Genomic DNA, 15,260 nt, shown 5'->3' with positions numbered 1-15,260 from the left:
GAGTGGGAGCCAAATTGCCGTGCCGTTCGTCTCTTACCCATAGGAGTGGAAGAGGGGGCGGGCGGGCGGGTGGATCAGCGGGAAACTGTAATCACCCGCGCACCCCGCGTGCACGTGCATCTGCTCATGCATTGGCATATGAACACAGCTATGATCCGAGCTAGTTGACATTTGCACCTTGCAACTCGGGGAGCGTCCTGTGCACCACGTGTACAACGGCATGGCGGCCACAGAGCTTCGCGGGGTCGTCTGGCAGAAGAGCAGACACAGCAACTCCCAGGGATCATGCGTGGAGTTCGCGAAACTGCCCGGTGGGAATGTGGCGATGCGGAACTCGCGCCACCCCGACGGTCCGGCACTGGTCTATACGCCGGCCGAGATCGAGGCGCTGCTGCTGGGCGTGAAGGACGGGGAGTTCGACCACCTGGCCACGGGCGGCTGACCGCGCCGGGAGGGCGGGCGGAGGCCGCACCGCCGCCGGCCGGCCGATTCGCGCGCCGCTGAGCGCCCGGCTCGCGCCCCGTACCGCGGCGCGAGCCGTACTACTGCGGGCCGTCGGAGAACGCGTCCGCCGGCGCGTGGCGCTCCTGCGCCGCGTGGTCCGTCAGCCGGAACAGGGCCCAGACCACCTTGCCCAGCCCACCGCCGCTCGGTGTGTCCCCGGCCGGTACGGGGGAGGGGTGCCAGCCCCAGCAGTCACTGAACGACTCGACCAGGAACAGCCCCCGGCCGGACTCGGCCGAATCCGGCGCCGTGCCCGCGACGGGCCCGCTCTCGCTCGGGTCGCGCACCGCGCACACCAGGCGTGAGCTCCAGCGCATCAGATGCAGCCGCACGGAGGAGTCCTGCCGCCCCCGGGCCGCGTCGGCGGGAAGGGCGTGCCGAAGCGCGTTCGTGACCAGCTCGGACACGACCAGGGCGACGTCGTCGAAGCGGTCGCCCAGTTCCCAGGAGTTCAGCGTCGTACGGGTGAACTTCCTCGCCCCGCCCACCGCTTCGTACCGGGTCGGCAGCTTGCAGGTGGCCGAACCCGAGACAGCCGAGGGGTCGATGGGTGGAAGCCCCTGCCGTAACGGCTCGAGCGTCGTCGATCCATTCGTCCCCATACGAGGCACTCCCGGGAGTCGCGGCTGTAGCGGCACTGCTTCCTGCGGGCACTGCGGGTACAGCGGCACAACATGAACGAGCACGCAGGTGCGCGGGGACCATGGTTCCGAATGCGCAGAGCAGATGCAAGGGCAGATGCACGTGCACGCGACGGTTCTGCCCGACAGCGTGCCGGTTCGGACTCATTTCTTCCGCTTCATAGTTTTGAAGCTTTCGGAAAGTCTTCCCATCTCTGTAATCGAATGAGTACGGGCTGAAGCGTTTTGGTGGCAGAATCCGGCACCGGGGTTCGGGGGAACCCCGGTGTACGGGAAGCGATGGGGAGGGTTGGGAAGCCGGTGTCGGCAGGCGAGTCGAGTGGTTCTGTGGTGCGGCGCATTTTGCTGGGCTCACAGCTCAGGCGCCTGCGCGAGTCGCGCGGCATCACCCGTGAGGCGGCCGGCTACTCCATCCGCGCCTCCGAATCGAAGATCAGCCGCATGGAGTTGGGACGGGTGAGCTTCAAGGCCAGGGACGTCGAGGACCTGCTCACGCTGTACGGAGTCACGGACGAGGCGGAGCGGGATTCGCTCCTGGGCCTGGCCCGTGAGGCCAACGTGGCGGGCTGGTGGCACAGTTACGGTGATGTGCTGCCCGGCTGGTTCCAGACGTATATCGGTCTGGAGGGGGCGGCCTCGCTCATCCGGATCTACGAGGTCCAGTTCGTTCACGGGCTGTTGCAGACCGAGGCGTACGCCCACGCGGTCGTCGCGCGCGGCATGCCCGGTGCTCCGGCCGCGGAGATCGACCGCAGAGTGGCGCTACGGCTGGCTCGGCAGAAGGCGCTCGTCTCCGAACGTGCCCCGCGCTTCCACGCCGTGCTCGACGAGGCGGCGCTGCGCCGTCCGTACGGCGGGCGCGAGGTGATGCGTGCGCAATTGCGGCATCTGATCGACATGTCGGAACAACCGAATATCACTCTTCAGGTGATGCCCTTCAGCTTCGGTGGTCACGCCGGTGAGAGTGGAGCATTCACGATGCTGCGCTTTCCGGAATCCGATCTGTCGGACATCGTCTACCTCGAACAGCTGACAAGTGCGCTTTATCTGGACAAGGCCGAAGAAGTCGCCCAGTACGAAAAGGCCATGGTCCGGCTCCACGAGGACTGTCCTGGGCCCGAGGAGAGCCGGGATCTTCTCCGGGGACTCCTTCAACTGACCTGATATGCAAGTAAGATGACTTTCCGACAGGAGTCTGCGCCTGCAGTAAGGGATTGCATGTCCTTCCCCAGTGAACTGGCCCGCCAGTACATCGACGGCGAGTGGCTGACCGGCAACGGTGCGTGGGACATCATTGATTTCAATCCCTACAGCGGCGAAAAACTCTGCTCGGTCACCGTGGCCACCGCGGCCGAAGTCGACCTTGCCTACCGGGCGGCCGAACGCGCGCAGCGGGAATGGGCGACGGTCGGTTCTTATGGGCGTCGGGCCGTTCTGGAGAACGCGGTGCGCCTTGTCGGGGAGCGCGGTGAGGAAATCATCGAACTGATCGTCGATGAACTCGGCGGTACCCGGGCCAAGGCCGAGTACGAGGTGCGTGTCGCGCTGGAGTTCCTGCGTGAGGCCGTCGGTCAGGCGATCCGTCCGGTGGCCCGGCTGCTGCCCTCGGCCGACGACGGCAAGGAGAACCGGGTCTACCGACTGCCCGTCGGGGTCATCGGTGTGATCAGTTCCTTCAACTTCCCCTTCCTCGTCACGATGAAGACCGTCGCCCCCGCGCTCGCCCTCGGCAACGCCGTCGTCGTGAAGCCCCATCAGAACGCCCCGATCGCCGGCGGCGGGCTGGTGGCCCGGATCTTCGAGGACGCGGGGCTGCCCCCGGGGCTCCTCAACGTGCTGATCACCGACAGCGCCGAGATCGGTGACTCCTTCATCCAGCACCCCGTGCCCAAGGTGATCTCGTTCACCGGTTCGAACCGGGTGGGCCGCCATGTCGCCGCCGTCGCCGCCGGGCAGTTCAAGCGGACCGTCCTCGAGCTGAGCGGCAACAGCGCGCTGGTCGTGCTCGAGGACGCGGACCTGGATCACGCGGTCCGCGCGGCGGTCTACAGCCGTTTCCTGTTCCAGGGCCAGGTCAGCATGGCCGCCAACCGCATCCTGGTGGACCGGTCCGTGGAGAAGGACTTCACGGACAGGTTCACCATGGCGGTGGCGGCCCTCCCGTCAGGAGATCCTCGCGACCCCGAGACCCGGATCGGGCCGGTCATCAGCGCGTTCCAGGCCGAGGCGCTCGCGGTGCTGGTCGATGGTGCGATCGAGGCCGGTGCCACCGCGCTCGTGCGGGGCCGCACGCGAGGCAATCTCGTCGAGCCGACCGTACTGACCGGGCTGCCGGAGGGCTCACCGCTGCTGGAGCAGGAGATCTTCGGCCCCGTGGCGCTGCTGGTGCCGTTCGACGGTGAGGACGACGCCGTACGCCTGGTCAACGACAGCCCCTACGGCCTGAGCGGTGCCGTCCACACGGCGGACGCCGAACGCGGCGTGCGGTTCGCCCGGCGCGTCAGGGGTGGGACGTTCCACGTCAACGGCGCGACCGCGCAGGACGATCCGGCGGTCGCGTTCGGGGGCGAGGAGAGGTCCGGTATGGGGCGCCTGAACGGCGAGGCCTCCGTGGACGCGTTCACCACCCGGAAGTGGATCTCGGTGCAGCGCGGGCGAGTGGGATTTCCCTTCTGACGCCAGGCGGATCGAGGACAGAACCTGACCTGATGGGTCCGTACGTTGACGGCACAAGCAGGCGAGCGGGCATGCGGGCGGCAGCCCGTACTCGATCGGCCGTCACGTCCGGAAAGCAGGCATCATGGTCACCCACGTTCCCTCGGAGGGGCACGGCGACGAGCGCGGAACCCTCCTCGCCTTCGTCGAAGCACAGCGCGGAGCCGTCCGGCGCTCCCTGGCCGGCCTCACCGAGAAGCAGGCCGCGAGCCGCCCCCTGGTCAGCGAGCTCTCCCTCTCCGGACTGCTCAAGCACGTCGCCGAGGGTGAGCTGAACTGGCTGCGGATGGCCCAGCGGCGTCCGAACGACAAGGAGCGGAACGCGGAGACGTGGTCCGACGGCTTCCGGCTCGTGGGTGACGAGACGGTCCCGCGGATGCTCGAGTTCTGGGACCGGGTCGCCGCTGAGACGGAGGCCTTCATCCTGGATGACGTCGGCGACATGAGTGACACCTTCCCGCTGCCCCCGGCGCCCTGGTTCCCCGAGGACGGGCAGTGCTCCATGCGCTGGTTGCTGCTCCATCTGGTCGAGGAGACCGGCCGCCACGCGGGGCACGCCGACATCCTCCGCGAGGCGCTGGACGGCAGGACGGCCCTCGACCTGGTCGCGGAAGAGGCGGGCTACGCTGGTCGAAGTTGAGTACGAAGGATGGGTGGTATGTCGGCGATCCGTCTTCTGGTCCTGGGCGCCGTGCGTCAGCACGGCCGCGCGCACGGCTATCAGGTGCGCAACGACCTGGAGTACTGGGGCGCCCACGAGTGGTCCAACGCCAAACCCGGATCCATCTACCACGCACTCAAGCAGATGGCGAAGCAGGGGCTGCTGCTCGCCCATGAGGTCGCCCCGTCCACGGCCGGCGGCCCACCCCGCACGGAATACGAGATCACCGAGCGTGGCGCCCAGGAGTTCTTCACCCTGCTCAGGGCCTCGCTGGCCTCCTACGATCACGACCAGGGCGTGGACGTCCTGTCGGCGGGCATCGGCTTCGTCGTCGACCTGGAGCGGGCCGAGGTGGTGTCGCTCCTGCGCGAGCGCCTCACCGCCATCGAGGGCTGGCGGGCCTCGGTCACGGAGCACTACACGCCTGAGGAAGGTCCGGAGTCGATCGGCCACATCGGCGAGATCATGAACATGTGGGTGCACTCGGCGGACGCGGGTGCCGAGTGGACCCGCGGCCTGATCGCCCGGATCGAGGCGGGGGCATACACCTTCGCGGGTGAGGGCGAACCCTTCGTCGGGGTGCTCGCCGAGGGGCAGGAGAATCCGTACGCCGCGGAGGTCCCCCGGCCGGGGGACTCCCGCCGATCGAGCTCCAGCTAATCAAGTTTGACGAATGACGCCGTCGGGCTTACCTTCGACCTTCTAGTCAAGTTTGACTAAACGAGGGGGCGATGGACACCGTGAACGACGCGATCATCCTCGAAGGGGTACACAAGCGGTACGGAGAGAAGCGCGCCCTGGACGGCCTCGACCTCGCCGTCCGGGGCGGAACGGTGCATGGGATCCTCGGCCCCAACGGGGCGGGCAAGACCACCGCCGTCCGGGTGCTGACGACCCTGTTGCGGCACGACGGGGGACGGGCCGAGGTGGCGGGGTTCGACGTACGGTCCGAGGCCGCCGAGGTCAGGCGGCGGATCGGGCTGCTCGGGCAGCACGCCGCGGTGGACGAGGAGCTCGGCGGCAGGCAGAACCTGGAGATGTTCGGCCGGCTTTACCACCTGGGCGCGCGCAGGGCGGGCATCCGGGCCGACGAACTGCTGGAGCGGTTCGGGCTCAAGGACGCGGGACGCAAGGCGGTCAGTCAGTACAGCGGAGGCATGCGGCGTCGACTCGACCTGGCCGCGTCCCTGATCACCGACCCGGAGGTGCTGTTCCTGGACGAGCCCACGACCGGACTCGACCCGCGGGGGCGGGCCGAGGTGTGGAACGCCGTGCGTGCCCTGGCCGTCGGGGGCACCACCGTCCTGCTGACCACCCAGTACCTGGAGGAGGCGGACCAGCTCGCCGACCGGATCTCGGTCATCGACGGCGGCCGGGTCGTCGCGGAGGGCACGGCCGACCGGCTGAAGGCGATGGTCGGCGGGGACCGCGTCGACGTGGTCGTCCGCGACGCACACCGGCTCGGCGAGGCTGCCGCGCTGCTCGGCGACGGGGTGACCGTGGACGAGGACCGGCGGCTGATCGGCGCACCCGCCCCGGACCGCATGCGGGCCCTGGCCCGCACCGTGCGGGTGCTGGAGGAGGCGGGCATCGAGGCGGAGGACATCGCGGTGCGCCGGCCCACGCTGGACGAGGTCTTCCTGTCCCTCACCGGAGGCGGCAGCGGGACCCGCACACCCATGGACACGGAGGTGGCGGCATGAGCACGGCCACGGCGGGGCCGGGACGCGTCGGCTGGGCGCTGACCGACTGCTGGACGCTGACCCGGCGCGAGCTCGCGCACTGGGCGAGGCAACCCGTCCAGGTGGTCGTCGGTCTCGTCTTCCCGGTGATGCTGCTCCTGATGTTCAACTACCTGGTCGGCGGCGGCAGCGGGGTCGACGGGGACAACACCGAGTTCCTGGTCCCCGGCATGCTCGCGCTCACCATGGCCTTCGGCCTCGAGGGCACGATGCTGGCCGTCACCCAGGACCTCAACAAGGGGCTCATCGACCGGTTCCGCTCCATGCCGATGGTCCCGGGCGCGGTCCTGGCCGGGCGCAGTGCCGCCGACATGCTCCAGTCGGCGGCGGCTCTCGCCGTGATGACCGGAGTCGGCTACGCGCTCGGCTGGCGCTGGCACAACGGCACGGCCGCCGCTCTGGCCGCTCTGGGGCTGCTGCTCCTGCTGCGGTTCGCGATGCTCTGGATCGGCATCCAGCTCGCGATGGTCGCGGGCAGACCCGAGATGGTGCAGGCCGTGCAGATCCTCGTCTGGCCGGTGGGCTTCCTGTCCAACGTCTTCGCGTCACCGGAGTCGATGCCGGGCTGGCTGGGCACCGCCGTGGAGTGGAACCCGATGTCGGCCACGGCGACGGCGGTTCGCGGCCTGTTCGGCAACCCGGGCGGCCCGACGGGCTCCTGGGCCGCCGAACACGCCGAACTGCTCGCGGTTCTCTGGCCGGTGGCGCTGATCACGGTGTTCTTCCCGGCGGCGGTAAGGAGGTTCGCGCGGCTCAGCCACTGACGACCCTTCGGCGTGTCAGTGGTGGAAGGCCGTCCGGGCCCCCGCGCCCCGGTTCAGCGGATGCGCCTGGGCGCGCAGTTCCGGAAGGAGTCCGCGCAGGTCGTCCACCAGCATCTCCGCGAGGTCCGAGGAGAAGCCGTTGCGGCACACCACGCGCAGCACCGACAGGTCCTGGCGGTTGGCGGGGAAGGTGTACGCGGGCACCAGCCATCCGCGCTCGCGCAGGCGCCTCGACACGTCGAAGACGTCGTACGCCTTCACGTGGGGTTTCGTCGTCAGGGCGAACACCGGGAGGTCGTCGCCCCGGGTCAGCAGCCGGAAGTCGTCCAGGGACTCGAACTCCGTCGCCAGCCGGAGCGCGATGTCCCGGGACGCCTGCTGGACGGCGCGATAGCCCTCCCGGCCCAGCCGTAGGAACGTGTAGTACTGCGCCACGACCTGCGCGCCGGGCCGGGAGAAGTTGAGCGCGAAGGTGGGCATGTCGCCGCCCAGATAATTGACCCGGAAGACCAGCTCCTCCGGCAGCTCGGCGGGGGAGCGCCACAATGCCCAGCCCACCCCCGGGTAGACCAGACCGTACTTGTGGCCGGAGGTGTTGATCGAGGACACCCTGGGGAGCCGGAAGTCCCACACCATGTCCTCGTCGATGAACGGTGCCACCATTGCCCCGGACGCCCCGTCCACATGGACGGGGATGTCGAGCCCGGTGCGTTCCTGCAGATCGTCCAGCGCCGCGCAGAGGTCCGCGATCGGCTCGTAGGAGCCGTCGAAGGTGGAGCCGAGGATCCCGACCACACCGATGGTGTTCTCGTCGCAGAGTTCGGCGGCCGCCTGCGGGTCCAGATGGAAGCGCTCACCCTCCATCGGGACCTGGCGGGGCTCCACCTCCCAGAACGCGCAGAACTTCTCCCAGCAGACCTGGACGTTGACGCCCATGACCAGATTGGGCCGGGCGGACGCGGGATAGCGGTCGGCGTTCCTGGCGGACCAGCGGCGCTTCAGCGCCATCCCCGCCAGCATGCAGGCCTCGCTGGAGCCCGTGGTCGAGCAGCCCACCGTGGACCCGGGGTCGGGCGCGTTCCAGAGGTCGGCGAGCATCGCCACACAGCGCCGTTCCAGCTCGGCGGTGCGCGGGTACTCGTCCTTGTCGATCATGTTCTTGTCCCGGCACTCGCCCATCAGCACGCCGGCCTGGGGTTCCATCCAGGTGGTGACGAAGGTGGCGAGGTTGAGCCGGGAGTTCCCGTCGAGCATCAGCTCGTCGTGGATGAGCCGGTAGGCGGTCGACGGCGGCAGCGGGCCGTCCGGGAGACGGTGCGTCGGCGGCGCGGCGACCATCGGCGCGGTCGGGTCTGCCTCACCGAAGAACGGGTTCAGCGCGAGTCTGCGGTGCTCGTCGGTCGGCGCGGCCGCACCGTGCGAACCCTTGTGGAGTGGCATGGACGCTCTCCTCAGTTCTCGGCCGCGAGTCCGGCCTTGATGGCACGGGTGAACTTCACGACGCGCTCGGCCTGGACCCGCGCGGCGGTCAGGGTCTGCTCGGCGACCGGGATGTCGCCCTGCCCGGAGACGTGGGACGTGCCGTACGGATTGCCGTCGACGAACTTCGAGGGGTCCGTGTAGCCGGGAGGGACCAGGATGCCGCCGAAGTGGTAGACGGTGTTGTAGAGGGCCAGCAGGGTGGATTCCTGGCCCCCGTGAGCGGTACTGCTGGCGGTGAAGCCGCTGTAGACCTTGTCGGCGAGGCTGCCCGCCTGCCAGAGGCCCCCCAGCGTGTCGAGGAACTGCTTGAGCTGGGCGGTGACGTTCCCGTAGCGGGTGGGCGTCCCGAAGATCACCGCGTCCGCCCAGACCATGTCGTCGGGCGAGACCTCGGGGATGCCCGCGGTCGCCCTGGCGTGTTCGGCCCAGGCCGGATTGGAGTCGATGGCGGCCTGTGGGGCGAGCTCGGCGGCCTTGCGCAGGCGTACCTGCGCGCCGGCGTTCTCGGCGTCCCTGGCGACGGCTTCGGCGATCGTGGAGATGGTTCCGGTGGAGGAGTAGTAGATGACGGCGACGTTGACGGACGTGGGCATGCGGGAGCCTCCGGGGGAGAGGAACGCGGACGGACCGGGGAGCTGAGGACGTGCGGATCAGGACGCGCGGGTCGGGAGGCGCTGTCAGGACGTGCGGATCAGGGCGCGATGTTCAGGTCGTGACGGTCAGGAGGCGCTGATCACAGCCGCGGTCCCGTAGGCACAGACCTCGGTGCCCACGTCCGCCGCCTCGCTCACGTCGAAGCGCATCATCAGCACCGCGTTCGCGCCGCGGGCCCTGGCCTGCTCGACGAGCCGCTCCATCGCCTGGTTGCGGGTCTCGACGAGTGTCTTGGTCAGCCCTTTCAGCTCACCGCCGACCATCGACTTCAGGCCGGCGCCGATCTGGCTGCCGAGGTGGCGGGAGCGGACAGTGAGTCCGAACACCTCACCGATGACCTGCGTCACCTGGTAGCCCGGTACGTCGTTCGTGGTGACGACCAGCACGTCCGCGCGGGCCGTCTGCCCGCCGCCGTATTCCTCAATGCCCATGACGTGGCACCTCCTGAGGAAAGCTTTGCCCCGGTTCGTACCGGGCGCATCCTTGCTTACGCCAGTGGAACCCAGGCGTCCGTCGCAGCGTTGATAGCTTGGGGCGGCCACGCAGCCGCGCACACCGACCAACCCTGGAGCCCGGACCCTTGAATACGCTTGCGCTCGGCCCGAGCTGGCTGGACCCGGATTATCTGCTCAACACCTTCGGGCTTCCCGGACTCCTGCTCATCGTGTTCGCCGAGTCCGGACTGCTCATCGGCTTCTTCCTGCCGGGTGACTCCCTGCTGTTCACCACCGGACTTCTGGTGACGACGGGGGACCTGAAGTACCCCCTGTGGCTGGTCTGTGTCCTGGTCGCCCTGGCGGCGATCATCGGTGACCAGGTCGGGTATCTCTTCGGCCGCAAGGTGGGGCCTGCCCTCTTCAAGCGCCCGGACTCCCGTCTCTTCAAACAGGAGAACGTCGAGAAGGCCCACGAGTTCTTCGAGAAGTACGGACCGAAGTCGCTGGTACTGGCCCGCTTCGTGCCCATCGTCCGGACGTTCACGCCGATCATCGCCGGTGTCAGCCGGATGAACTACCGCTCGTTCATCACGTACAACATCATCGGCGGCATCCTCTGGGGCGTCGGCGTGACGGTGCTCGGCGCGGCCCTCGGCAAGATCGACTTCGTGCACGAGAACATCGAGATGATCCTCATCCTGATCGTGCTCATCTCCGTGGTGCCGATCGTGATCGAGTTCCTGCGGGCCCGCAGCAGGTCGAAGAAGGAAGGCGCCGCACAGCAGCAGGGCGACGACCAGGGCCCCTCCGGCGACGGCCCCACGGCGGGTCCCCACGGTGGAGCGGACAACGACGGCCGGGGCCCCGCCGCCCACCTGTACACCGCGGACCAGGCAGGGCAGTACGGCGGCACTCCGTACGGCACCGGCCAGGCCGGTGGGTACACCACCGACCAGGGCGCTCCGTACGGCACCGACCAGGGCGCTCCGTACGGCGGCGGACAGTACGGCGGCCAGGCGGGTCCGGGTCAGTACGGCGGCGGCCAGGCGGGTCAGTACGGCGGCCAGGGCGCCCAGTACGGCCCCCCTCAGGGGGGTGGACAGTACGGCGCAGGTCCGGCCGGTGGCCAGTACGGCGCAGGTCAGGGCCAGTACGGCGAACAGCAGTACGGCCAGTACGGCGGCGCTCAGGGTGGCCAGTACGGCACGGGTCACGGTCAGCACGGTGGTGACCAGGGCGCCCAGTACGGCGGTGGCCGGTACAGCGGCGAGCAGGGCGCCCGGTACGGCGAACAGCCCGGCCAGTACGGCGGCGGCCAGGGCGGCCAGTACGGCCACGGTCAGGCGGAGCAGTACGGGTCGGCGGACCAGACCGCTCAGTACGGCGGCGGCCAAGGCGGCCAGGGCGATCCGTACGGCAGCCAGCCCACCCCGTACGACGCAGGGCAGGACGGCGCCTACGGCGCTGCCCGGCCCGGCCAGTACAGCGAGAGCGGGCCCTACGGCGACGAGCCCCCTGCCGGGCGCGGCGACGGCCGGCAGGACGACCCGGGTCAGTACGGCTGGCAGGACAGGCGCTGACCCGCGCCGCGCACGCACCGACGGCGCCCCGGTTCCCCAAATCCGCCCACGAGGGAGCCGGGGCGCCGTCGTGTGCCGGTCAGAAGCCTCGTGTCCGCTTGGCCGCCCGGCGGGTGGCGCCCTCGATCGCGCCCGGCACCCGCATGAACAGCCTGGAGATCTCGCTCCCCAGATTGACTCCGATGGCGATCGCCAGGGCCGTGGCGACAGCCGTGAAGAGTGAGGTGAGCCCGGTGTCCACCTCGTTCTGCGCGACGCCCAGCAGACCGAAATAGGTCGCCGAACCTGGCAGCAGCGGGCCGATCGCGGCCGTGATGTAGGGCAGCGACGAGGTGTAGCGGTAACGCGAGAACAACTGGCCGAACAGTCCCACCAGGCCGGCCGCCACCGCCGTCGCCGCCACCGGGGAGATGCCGCCCTCGCGGGCCATCGCGCCGTAGATGATCCAGGCCACGCCTCCGTTGAGGGTCACCGCGAGCACCGTGGAACGCTCCTGCTGGAGCAGGATCGCGAAGGCCAGGGTGAGGGTCATCGAGACCAGGATCTGGAGCACCGGCCGGTCGTTGGCGATGAACCGGGCCTCCGGGTTGAGCTCGGCGCCGAGCTGTACCCCCAGATAGAGCATCAGCAGGACGCCCGCGACGATGCCGATGAAGAAGTACATGACCTCCAGGAGACGGGCTCCCGCAGTGATGTAGTAACCGGTCAGGCCGTCCTGCACACCGGCGACCAGAGCCCGGCCGGGGAGCAGCGCGAAGAGCCCACCGGTGATCACCGCGGAGGGCCGCACATCCGTCGAATGAGTGAGGGTCAGCGCGATGCCCATCGCGGCCGGAGGCATGGCCGCGGCTGTGAACTGGTAGAACTCGGGCAGCCCGCGCCCTGCGCAGAGCCAGGCCAGCCGGTCACCGAGCATCGCGCCCGCCGCCGCCACGATGAAGACCAGCACGCCACCGCCGACCAGCACGGATGCGGAACCCGCGAGCAGACCTGCGGCGGCCGTCAGCACCCAGCCCGGATACGGGTGCCGGTTACGGCGGATCTCCGCCAGGCGCCGGTACGCCTCCTCCAGCGAGACCTCGACGTGCTCCGCCGAGGTGATGTCGTCGATCAGCCGGAACACCGCTGCCAGCCGGGTGTAGTCGGTGCCCCGGCGGCGTACGGTACGGCTGGCCGTGATGGGGTCGTCGACCAGTGACGGCTGGTACGAGATGGACAGCAGCGTGAAGGTGACCGTCGGCTCGGAGCGGTCGAGCCCGTACGAACGCGTCACCGCGAACATGGCCGCCTCGACGTCCTCGGCACCCTCGCCGCCCGCGAGGAGCAGCTCCCCGATACGCAGGGTGAGGTCGAGCACGCGCGGTACGGCGGGTCCCGCGTCGTCGGTCCTCTGCACGCTCTCGGGCGCCGGACGTTCGGTGACCGGCATGCGCAGCATGGTGCGCATCCGGTCCTGCCACGGGGCTTCCTTGGTCAGCCGGACCATCGGAATGCCGTGCGCGGGGGTGAACGAGGGCTGCTGATGCTGGGCGTTGTACCCGCTCGGCGGAACGAACGCGGAGGTGAGCGTGTCGGATCCCGAACCGCTCCCCGGGCCCGAAGCGGAACCCTGGCCCGGGCCGGACGGCGCCGACGGGTCGGTGTGCAGACCGGCCGGGAGAGCGAATTCCGACGTCGGATGCTCGTCCTCGGGCGGACCCGCGGGCTGCTCGACACCTACGGGCGGGACGAACGCGCTGTGTGCCTCGTCGGACTGGGGCTTCTGGTCCTCCGGACCGCCCTGTTCCGCCACCACTCGACCTCGTTCCTCCTCGACCGCTCGTTCCGGGAGCGCTTCTGCCCAGTATGGGCACGGACATGGGCGGCCACACGCAACGGGCGACGCACCGGTGAAGGTGCGCCGCCCGTTGTCGTACGGTCAGCCGGGCCGGAGGGCCCCATGCGCCGTTGCCCGCGCCGTCCCGCCCGTAAGCGGAATCCGGAAGGGGTACGTCAGTGCGCGCCGCCCTGCGCCTCGAGGCGCTTGTAGGAGGCCTCGATCTCGGCTTCGGCCTCGGCGCGGCCGACCCAGTCGGCGCCCTCGACGGACTTGCCGGGCTCCAGGTCCTTGTAGACCTCGAAGAAGTGCTGGATCTCCAGGCGGTCGAACTCCGACACGTGGTGGATGTCGCGCAGGTGCTCCACCCGGGGGTCGGACGCCGGGACGCACAGCAGCTTGTCGTCGCCGCCGGCCTCGTCGGTCATCCGGAACATGCCGATGGCGCGGCACTTGATGAGGCAGCCGGGGAAGGTCGGCTCGTCCAGGATGACCAGCGCGTCCAGCGGGTCGCCGTCCTCGCCGAGGGTGTTCTCGACGAAGCCGTAGTCGGCCGGGTAGCTGGTCGAGGTGAAGAGTCGACGGTCCAGGCGGATCCGACCGGTCTCGTGGTCCACCTCGTACTTGTTCCGCGAACCCTTCGGGATCTCGATGGTGACGTCGAACTCCACGGGTGGCTCCTCCATGATCAACACATACGACTGGTGGTTAAGTGTCCCTCACGCAGACGAGTGCTCGCGAAAGGGGCTGATCAACGGTGGCCGAGCCGGTGAAGAGACCGACGGACGAACCGTTGAACAGGTGGGACAGATGGGACAGGTGGAAAGCCCCGAAGTACCTGAAGCGCGGGAGCGGTCCGGACGACCTCAGGCTCGTCGCAGGCTCCGCGGTGCTGGGCCTGGTGGTAGCCGTCGGTGCCGTCCTGGCCGCCGGTCCCTGGGACTCCGGTCAGCGTAAGGCCGAGCGGGTCCGGGCGGCCGTCCAGCAGCGTGCAGGTGGCGCACATCACGAAGGGACGGCGCCCGGCGGGCCCACGCCGGCGCCCAGCGCGCCCGCCGTCCTGAGCGCCCTCGGCACCACGGTCGGCCTCACGGCCCCGGCGGGCGCGAGCGCTCTGGAGACCGCCCTCGAGCCCCTGCTGGACGCGCCCGCCCTCGGTTCCGTACGCACCGCAGTGGTCGTCGACGCCGCCACCGGCAAGCAGCTGTACGCGCGGGGGGCGACGACCCCCATGACCCCCGCGTCCACGGTGAAGATCGCCACGACCGCCGCCGCGCTCTCCGCTCTCGGCCCCGGCCACCGCATCGCCACGAAGGTCACGCTGTCCCCGGACTCCCGGACGCTCACACTCGTCGGCGGCGGCGACCCCACCCTCGACAAGAAGGCCCTGCGCTCCCTTGCCACCGGCGCGGCGCGCTCCCTGCGTGACGGCGACGGCGACGGCGGCACCGGGCCCGTGCGGCTGACGTACGACACCTCGCGATACTCCGGTCCGCCCCTCCACCCCATCGGCCCCAACGAGAACATCGCGCCCGTCAGCGCGCTCATGGTCGACGAGGGCCGTCTCGACAAGAGCGACCGGGGGCCGGCCACCCGCACCGACGACCCCGCGGGCGACGCCGCGCGCCTTTTCGCCGGCCTCCTCGACGAAGCCGGCGTCGACACCCGGCCCGCCCCCTCGTCCGGGCGGGCTCCCGACGGCGCCCGGACGGTGGCCAGACATCTGTCCGAGCCGCTCTCCGAGCTGGTCGAACGCGCCCTGACCAACAGCGACAACGACATCGCCGAAGCTCTGGCCCGGCAGACCGCGCTGAAGGCCGGGGAGCCCGCCTCCTTCGCCGGGGCCCGCCGCGCCGTCACCGCCCGGCTGAAGGCGCTCGGCCTGCCGCTGACCGGCGCCCGGCTCGCGGACGGCAGCGGTCTTGACCGCGCGGACAAGGTGACGGCAGGTCTCCTGGCCGAGCTGCTCGCGCTCGCCGCCGGCCCGGACCACCCCGAGCTCCGACCGGTCCTCACCGGCCTCCCCGTCGCCGGGTTCAGCGGCACGCTCGGCGACCGCTACACCGCGATCTCCCCGGCGACCGGCCTGATCAGGGCCAAGACGGGCACCCTGACGGGGGTGAACAGCCTCGCGGGAACCGCGGTCGACGCACAGGGCCGGCTGCTCGCCTTCGCCTTCCTGGCCTCGGGCAGCACGTCCCCGGGCGAGGCGGAGGCCTCACTCGACGCCCTGGCCACCGTTCTCGCCGAAGGCACCGGGTGAG

15 protein-coding genes are annotated in these 15,260 nt (G+C 69.9%); 9 read left to right on the top strand and 6 right to left on the bottom strand.

The window, feature by feature from the left end:
* The first annotated feature begins 199 nt into the window (after positions 1-199).
* A complete protein-coding gene (locus tag ABZ441_RS08360; protein WP_056793446.1) occupies positions 200-442 on the top strand; it encodes a DUF397 domain-containing protein in 243 nt (80 codons plus the stop codon).
* A gap of 100 nt (positions 443-542) precedes the next feature.
* Here the strand turns inward: ABZ441_RS08360 and ABZ441_RS08355 are convergent, their stop codons facing one another.
* Complete coding sequence (locus ABZ441_RS08355) at positions 543-1,106, bottom strand: ATP-binding protein (RefSeq protein ID WP_358969730.1); 564 nt, start codon at positions 1,104-1,106, stop codon at positions 543-545.
* A 318-nt stretch (positions 1,107-1,424) separates the two neighbouring features.
* On the opposite strand from ABZ441_RS08355, the gene ABZ441_RS08350 reads away from it, so the two are divergent.
* The 6 genes from ABZ441_RS08350 (at position 1,425) to ABZ441_RS08325 (ending at position 7,027) form a co-directional block, all read left to right on the top strand.
* Complete coding sequence (locus ABZ441_RS08350) at positions 1,425-2,309, top strand: helix-turn-helix transcriptional regulator (protein ID WP_358969729.1); 885 nt, start codon at positions 1,425-1,427, stop codon at positions 2,307-2,309.
* Between the two features lie 54 nt (positions 2,310-2,363).
* Positions 2,364-3,821: an aldehyde dehydrogenase family protein gene (locus ABZ441_RS08345; RefSeq protein WP_358969727.1), complete on the top strand. Its 1,458-nt coding sequence runs from the start codon at positions 2,364-2,366 to the stop codon at positions 3,819-3,821.
* Positions 3,822-3,945: 124 nt separating this feature from the next.
* On the top strand, positions 3,946-4,500 hold the full coding sequence (locus ABZ441_RS08340) for a DinB family protein (RefSeq protein ID WP_358969725.1): 555 nt from the start codon (positions 3,946-3,948) through the stop codon (positions 4,498-4,500).
* 18 nt (positions 4,501-4,518) lie between these two features.
* Complete coding sequence (locus ABZ441_RS08335) at positions 4,519-5,181, top strand: PadR family transcriptional regulator (protein ID WP_358969723.1); 663 nt, start codon at positions 4,519-4,521, stop codon at positions 5,179-5,181.
* 80 nt (positions 5,182-5,261) lie between these two features.
* Entirely contained in the window at positions 5,262-6,224 is a 963-nt protein-coding gene (locus ABZ441_RS08330) for an ATP-binding cassette domain-containing protein (RefSeq protein ID WP_358969953.1), read from the top strand.
* On the top strand, positions 6,221-7,027 hold the full coding sequence (locus tag ABZ441_RS08325) for an ABC transporter permease (protein WP_358969721.1): 807 nt from the start codon (positions 6,221-6,223) through the stop codon (positions 7,025-7,027). Before ABZ441_RS08330 ends, ABZ441_RS08325 begins: the two co-directional genes overlap by 4 nt.
* A gap of 15 nt (positions 7,028-7,042) precedes the next feature.
* Here ABZ441_RS08325 and ABZ441_RS08320 read toward each other — a convergent pair whose 3' ends face one another.
* The 3 genes from ABZ441_RS08320 to ABZ441_RS08310 all read right to left on the bottom strand — a co-directional run bounded on the left by ABZ441_RS08320 (position 7,043) and on the right by ABZ441_RS08310 (position 9,594).
* A complete protein-coding gene (locus ABZ441_RS08320; protein WP_358969718.1) occupies positions 7,043-8,467 on the bottom strand; it encodes a glutamate decarboxylase in 1,425 nt (474 codons plus the stop codon).
* Positions 8,468-8,478: 11 nt separating this feature from the next.
* A complete protein-coding gene (gene wrbA, locus ABZ441_RS08315) occupies positions 8,479-9,102 on the bottom strand; it encodes an NAD(P)H:quinone oxidoreductase (RefSeq protein ID WP_358969716.1) in 624 nt (207 codons plus the stop codon).
* A gap of 126 nt (positions 9,103-9,228) precedes the next feature.
* Positions 9,229-9,594 (bottom strand): YbjQ family protein, encoded by a 366-nt coding sequence (locus ABZ441_RS08310; RefSeq protein WP_358969714.1) that lies wholly within the window; start codon positions 9,592-9,594, stop codon positions 9,229-9,231.
* Between the two features lie 149 nt (positions 9,595-9,743).
* On the opposite strand from ABZ441_RS08310, the gene ABZ441_RS08305 reads away from it, so the two are divergent.
* Entirely contained in the window at positions 9,744-11,180 is a 1,437-nt protein-coding gene (locus ABZ441_RS08305; protein WP_358969713.1) for a DedA family protein, read from the top strand.
* A gap of 79 nt (positions 11,181-11,259) precedes the next feature.
* On the opposite strand, the gene ABZ441_RS08300 is transcribed toward ABZ441_RS08305, so the two are convergent.
* Together ABZ441_RS08300 and ABZ441_RS08295 are read right to left on the bottom strand one after the other, a co-directional pair.
* Positions 11,260-12,975: a threonine/serine exporter family protein gene (locus ABZ441_RS08300; RefSeq protein ID WP_358969711.1), complete on the bottom strand. Its 1,716-nt coding sequence runs from the start codon at positions 12,973-12,975 to the stop codon at positions 11,260-11,262.
* Between the two features lie 197 nt (positions 12,976-13,172).
* Positions 13,173-13,667, bottom strand: a complete 495-nt coding sequence (locus tag ABZ441_RS08295) for an inorganic diphosphatase (protein WP_003968257.1) — start codon at positions 13,665-13,667, stop codon at positions 13,173-13,175.
* An 86-nt stretch (positions 13,668-13,753) separates the two neighbouring features.
* Here ABZ441_RS08295 and dacB point away from each other — a divergent pair, with 86 nt between their 5' ends.
* Complete coding sequence (gene dacB, locus ABZ441_RS08290; RefSeq protein WP_358969709.1) at positions 13,754-15,259, top strand: D-alanyl-D-alanine carboxypeptidase/D-alanyl-D-alanine-endopeptidase; 1,506 nt, start codon at positions 13,754-13,756, stop codon at positions 15,257-15,259.
* The last annotated feature ends 1 nt before the right edge of the window (position 15,260 follow it).

Origin of the sequence: Streptomyces sp. NPDC005752 (assembly GCF_040630715.1) — a bacterium.
GTDB lineage: Bacteria > Actinomycetota > Actinomycetes > Streptomycetales > Streptomycetaceae > Streptomyces.
The sequence above is the reverse complement of the archived record's forward strand: the minus strand, read 5'-3'. Positions and strand labels throughout refer to the sequence as shown.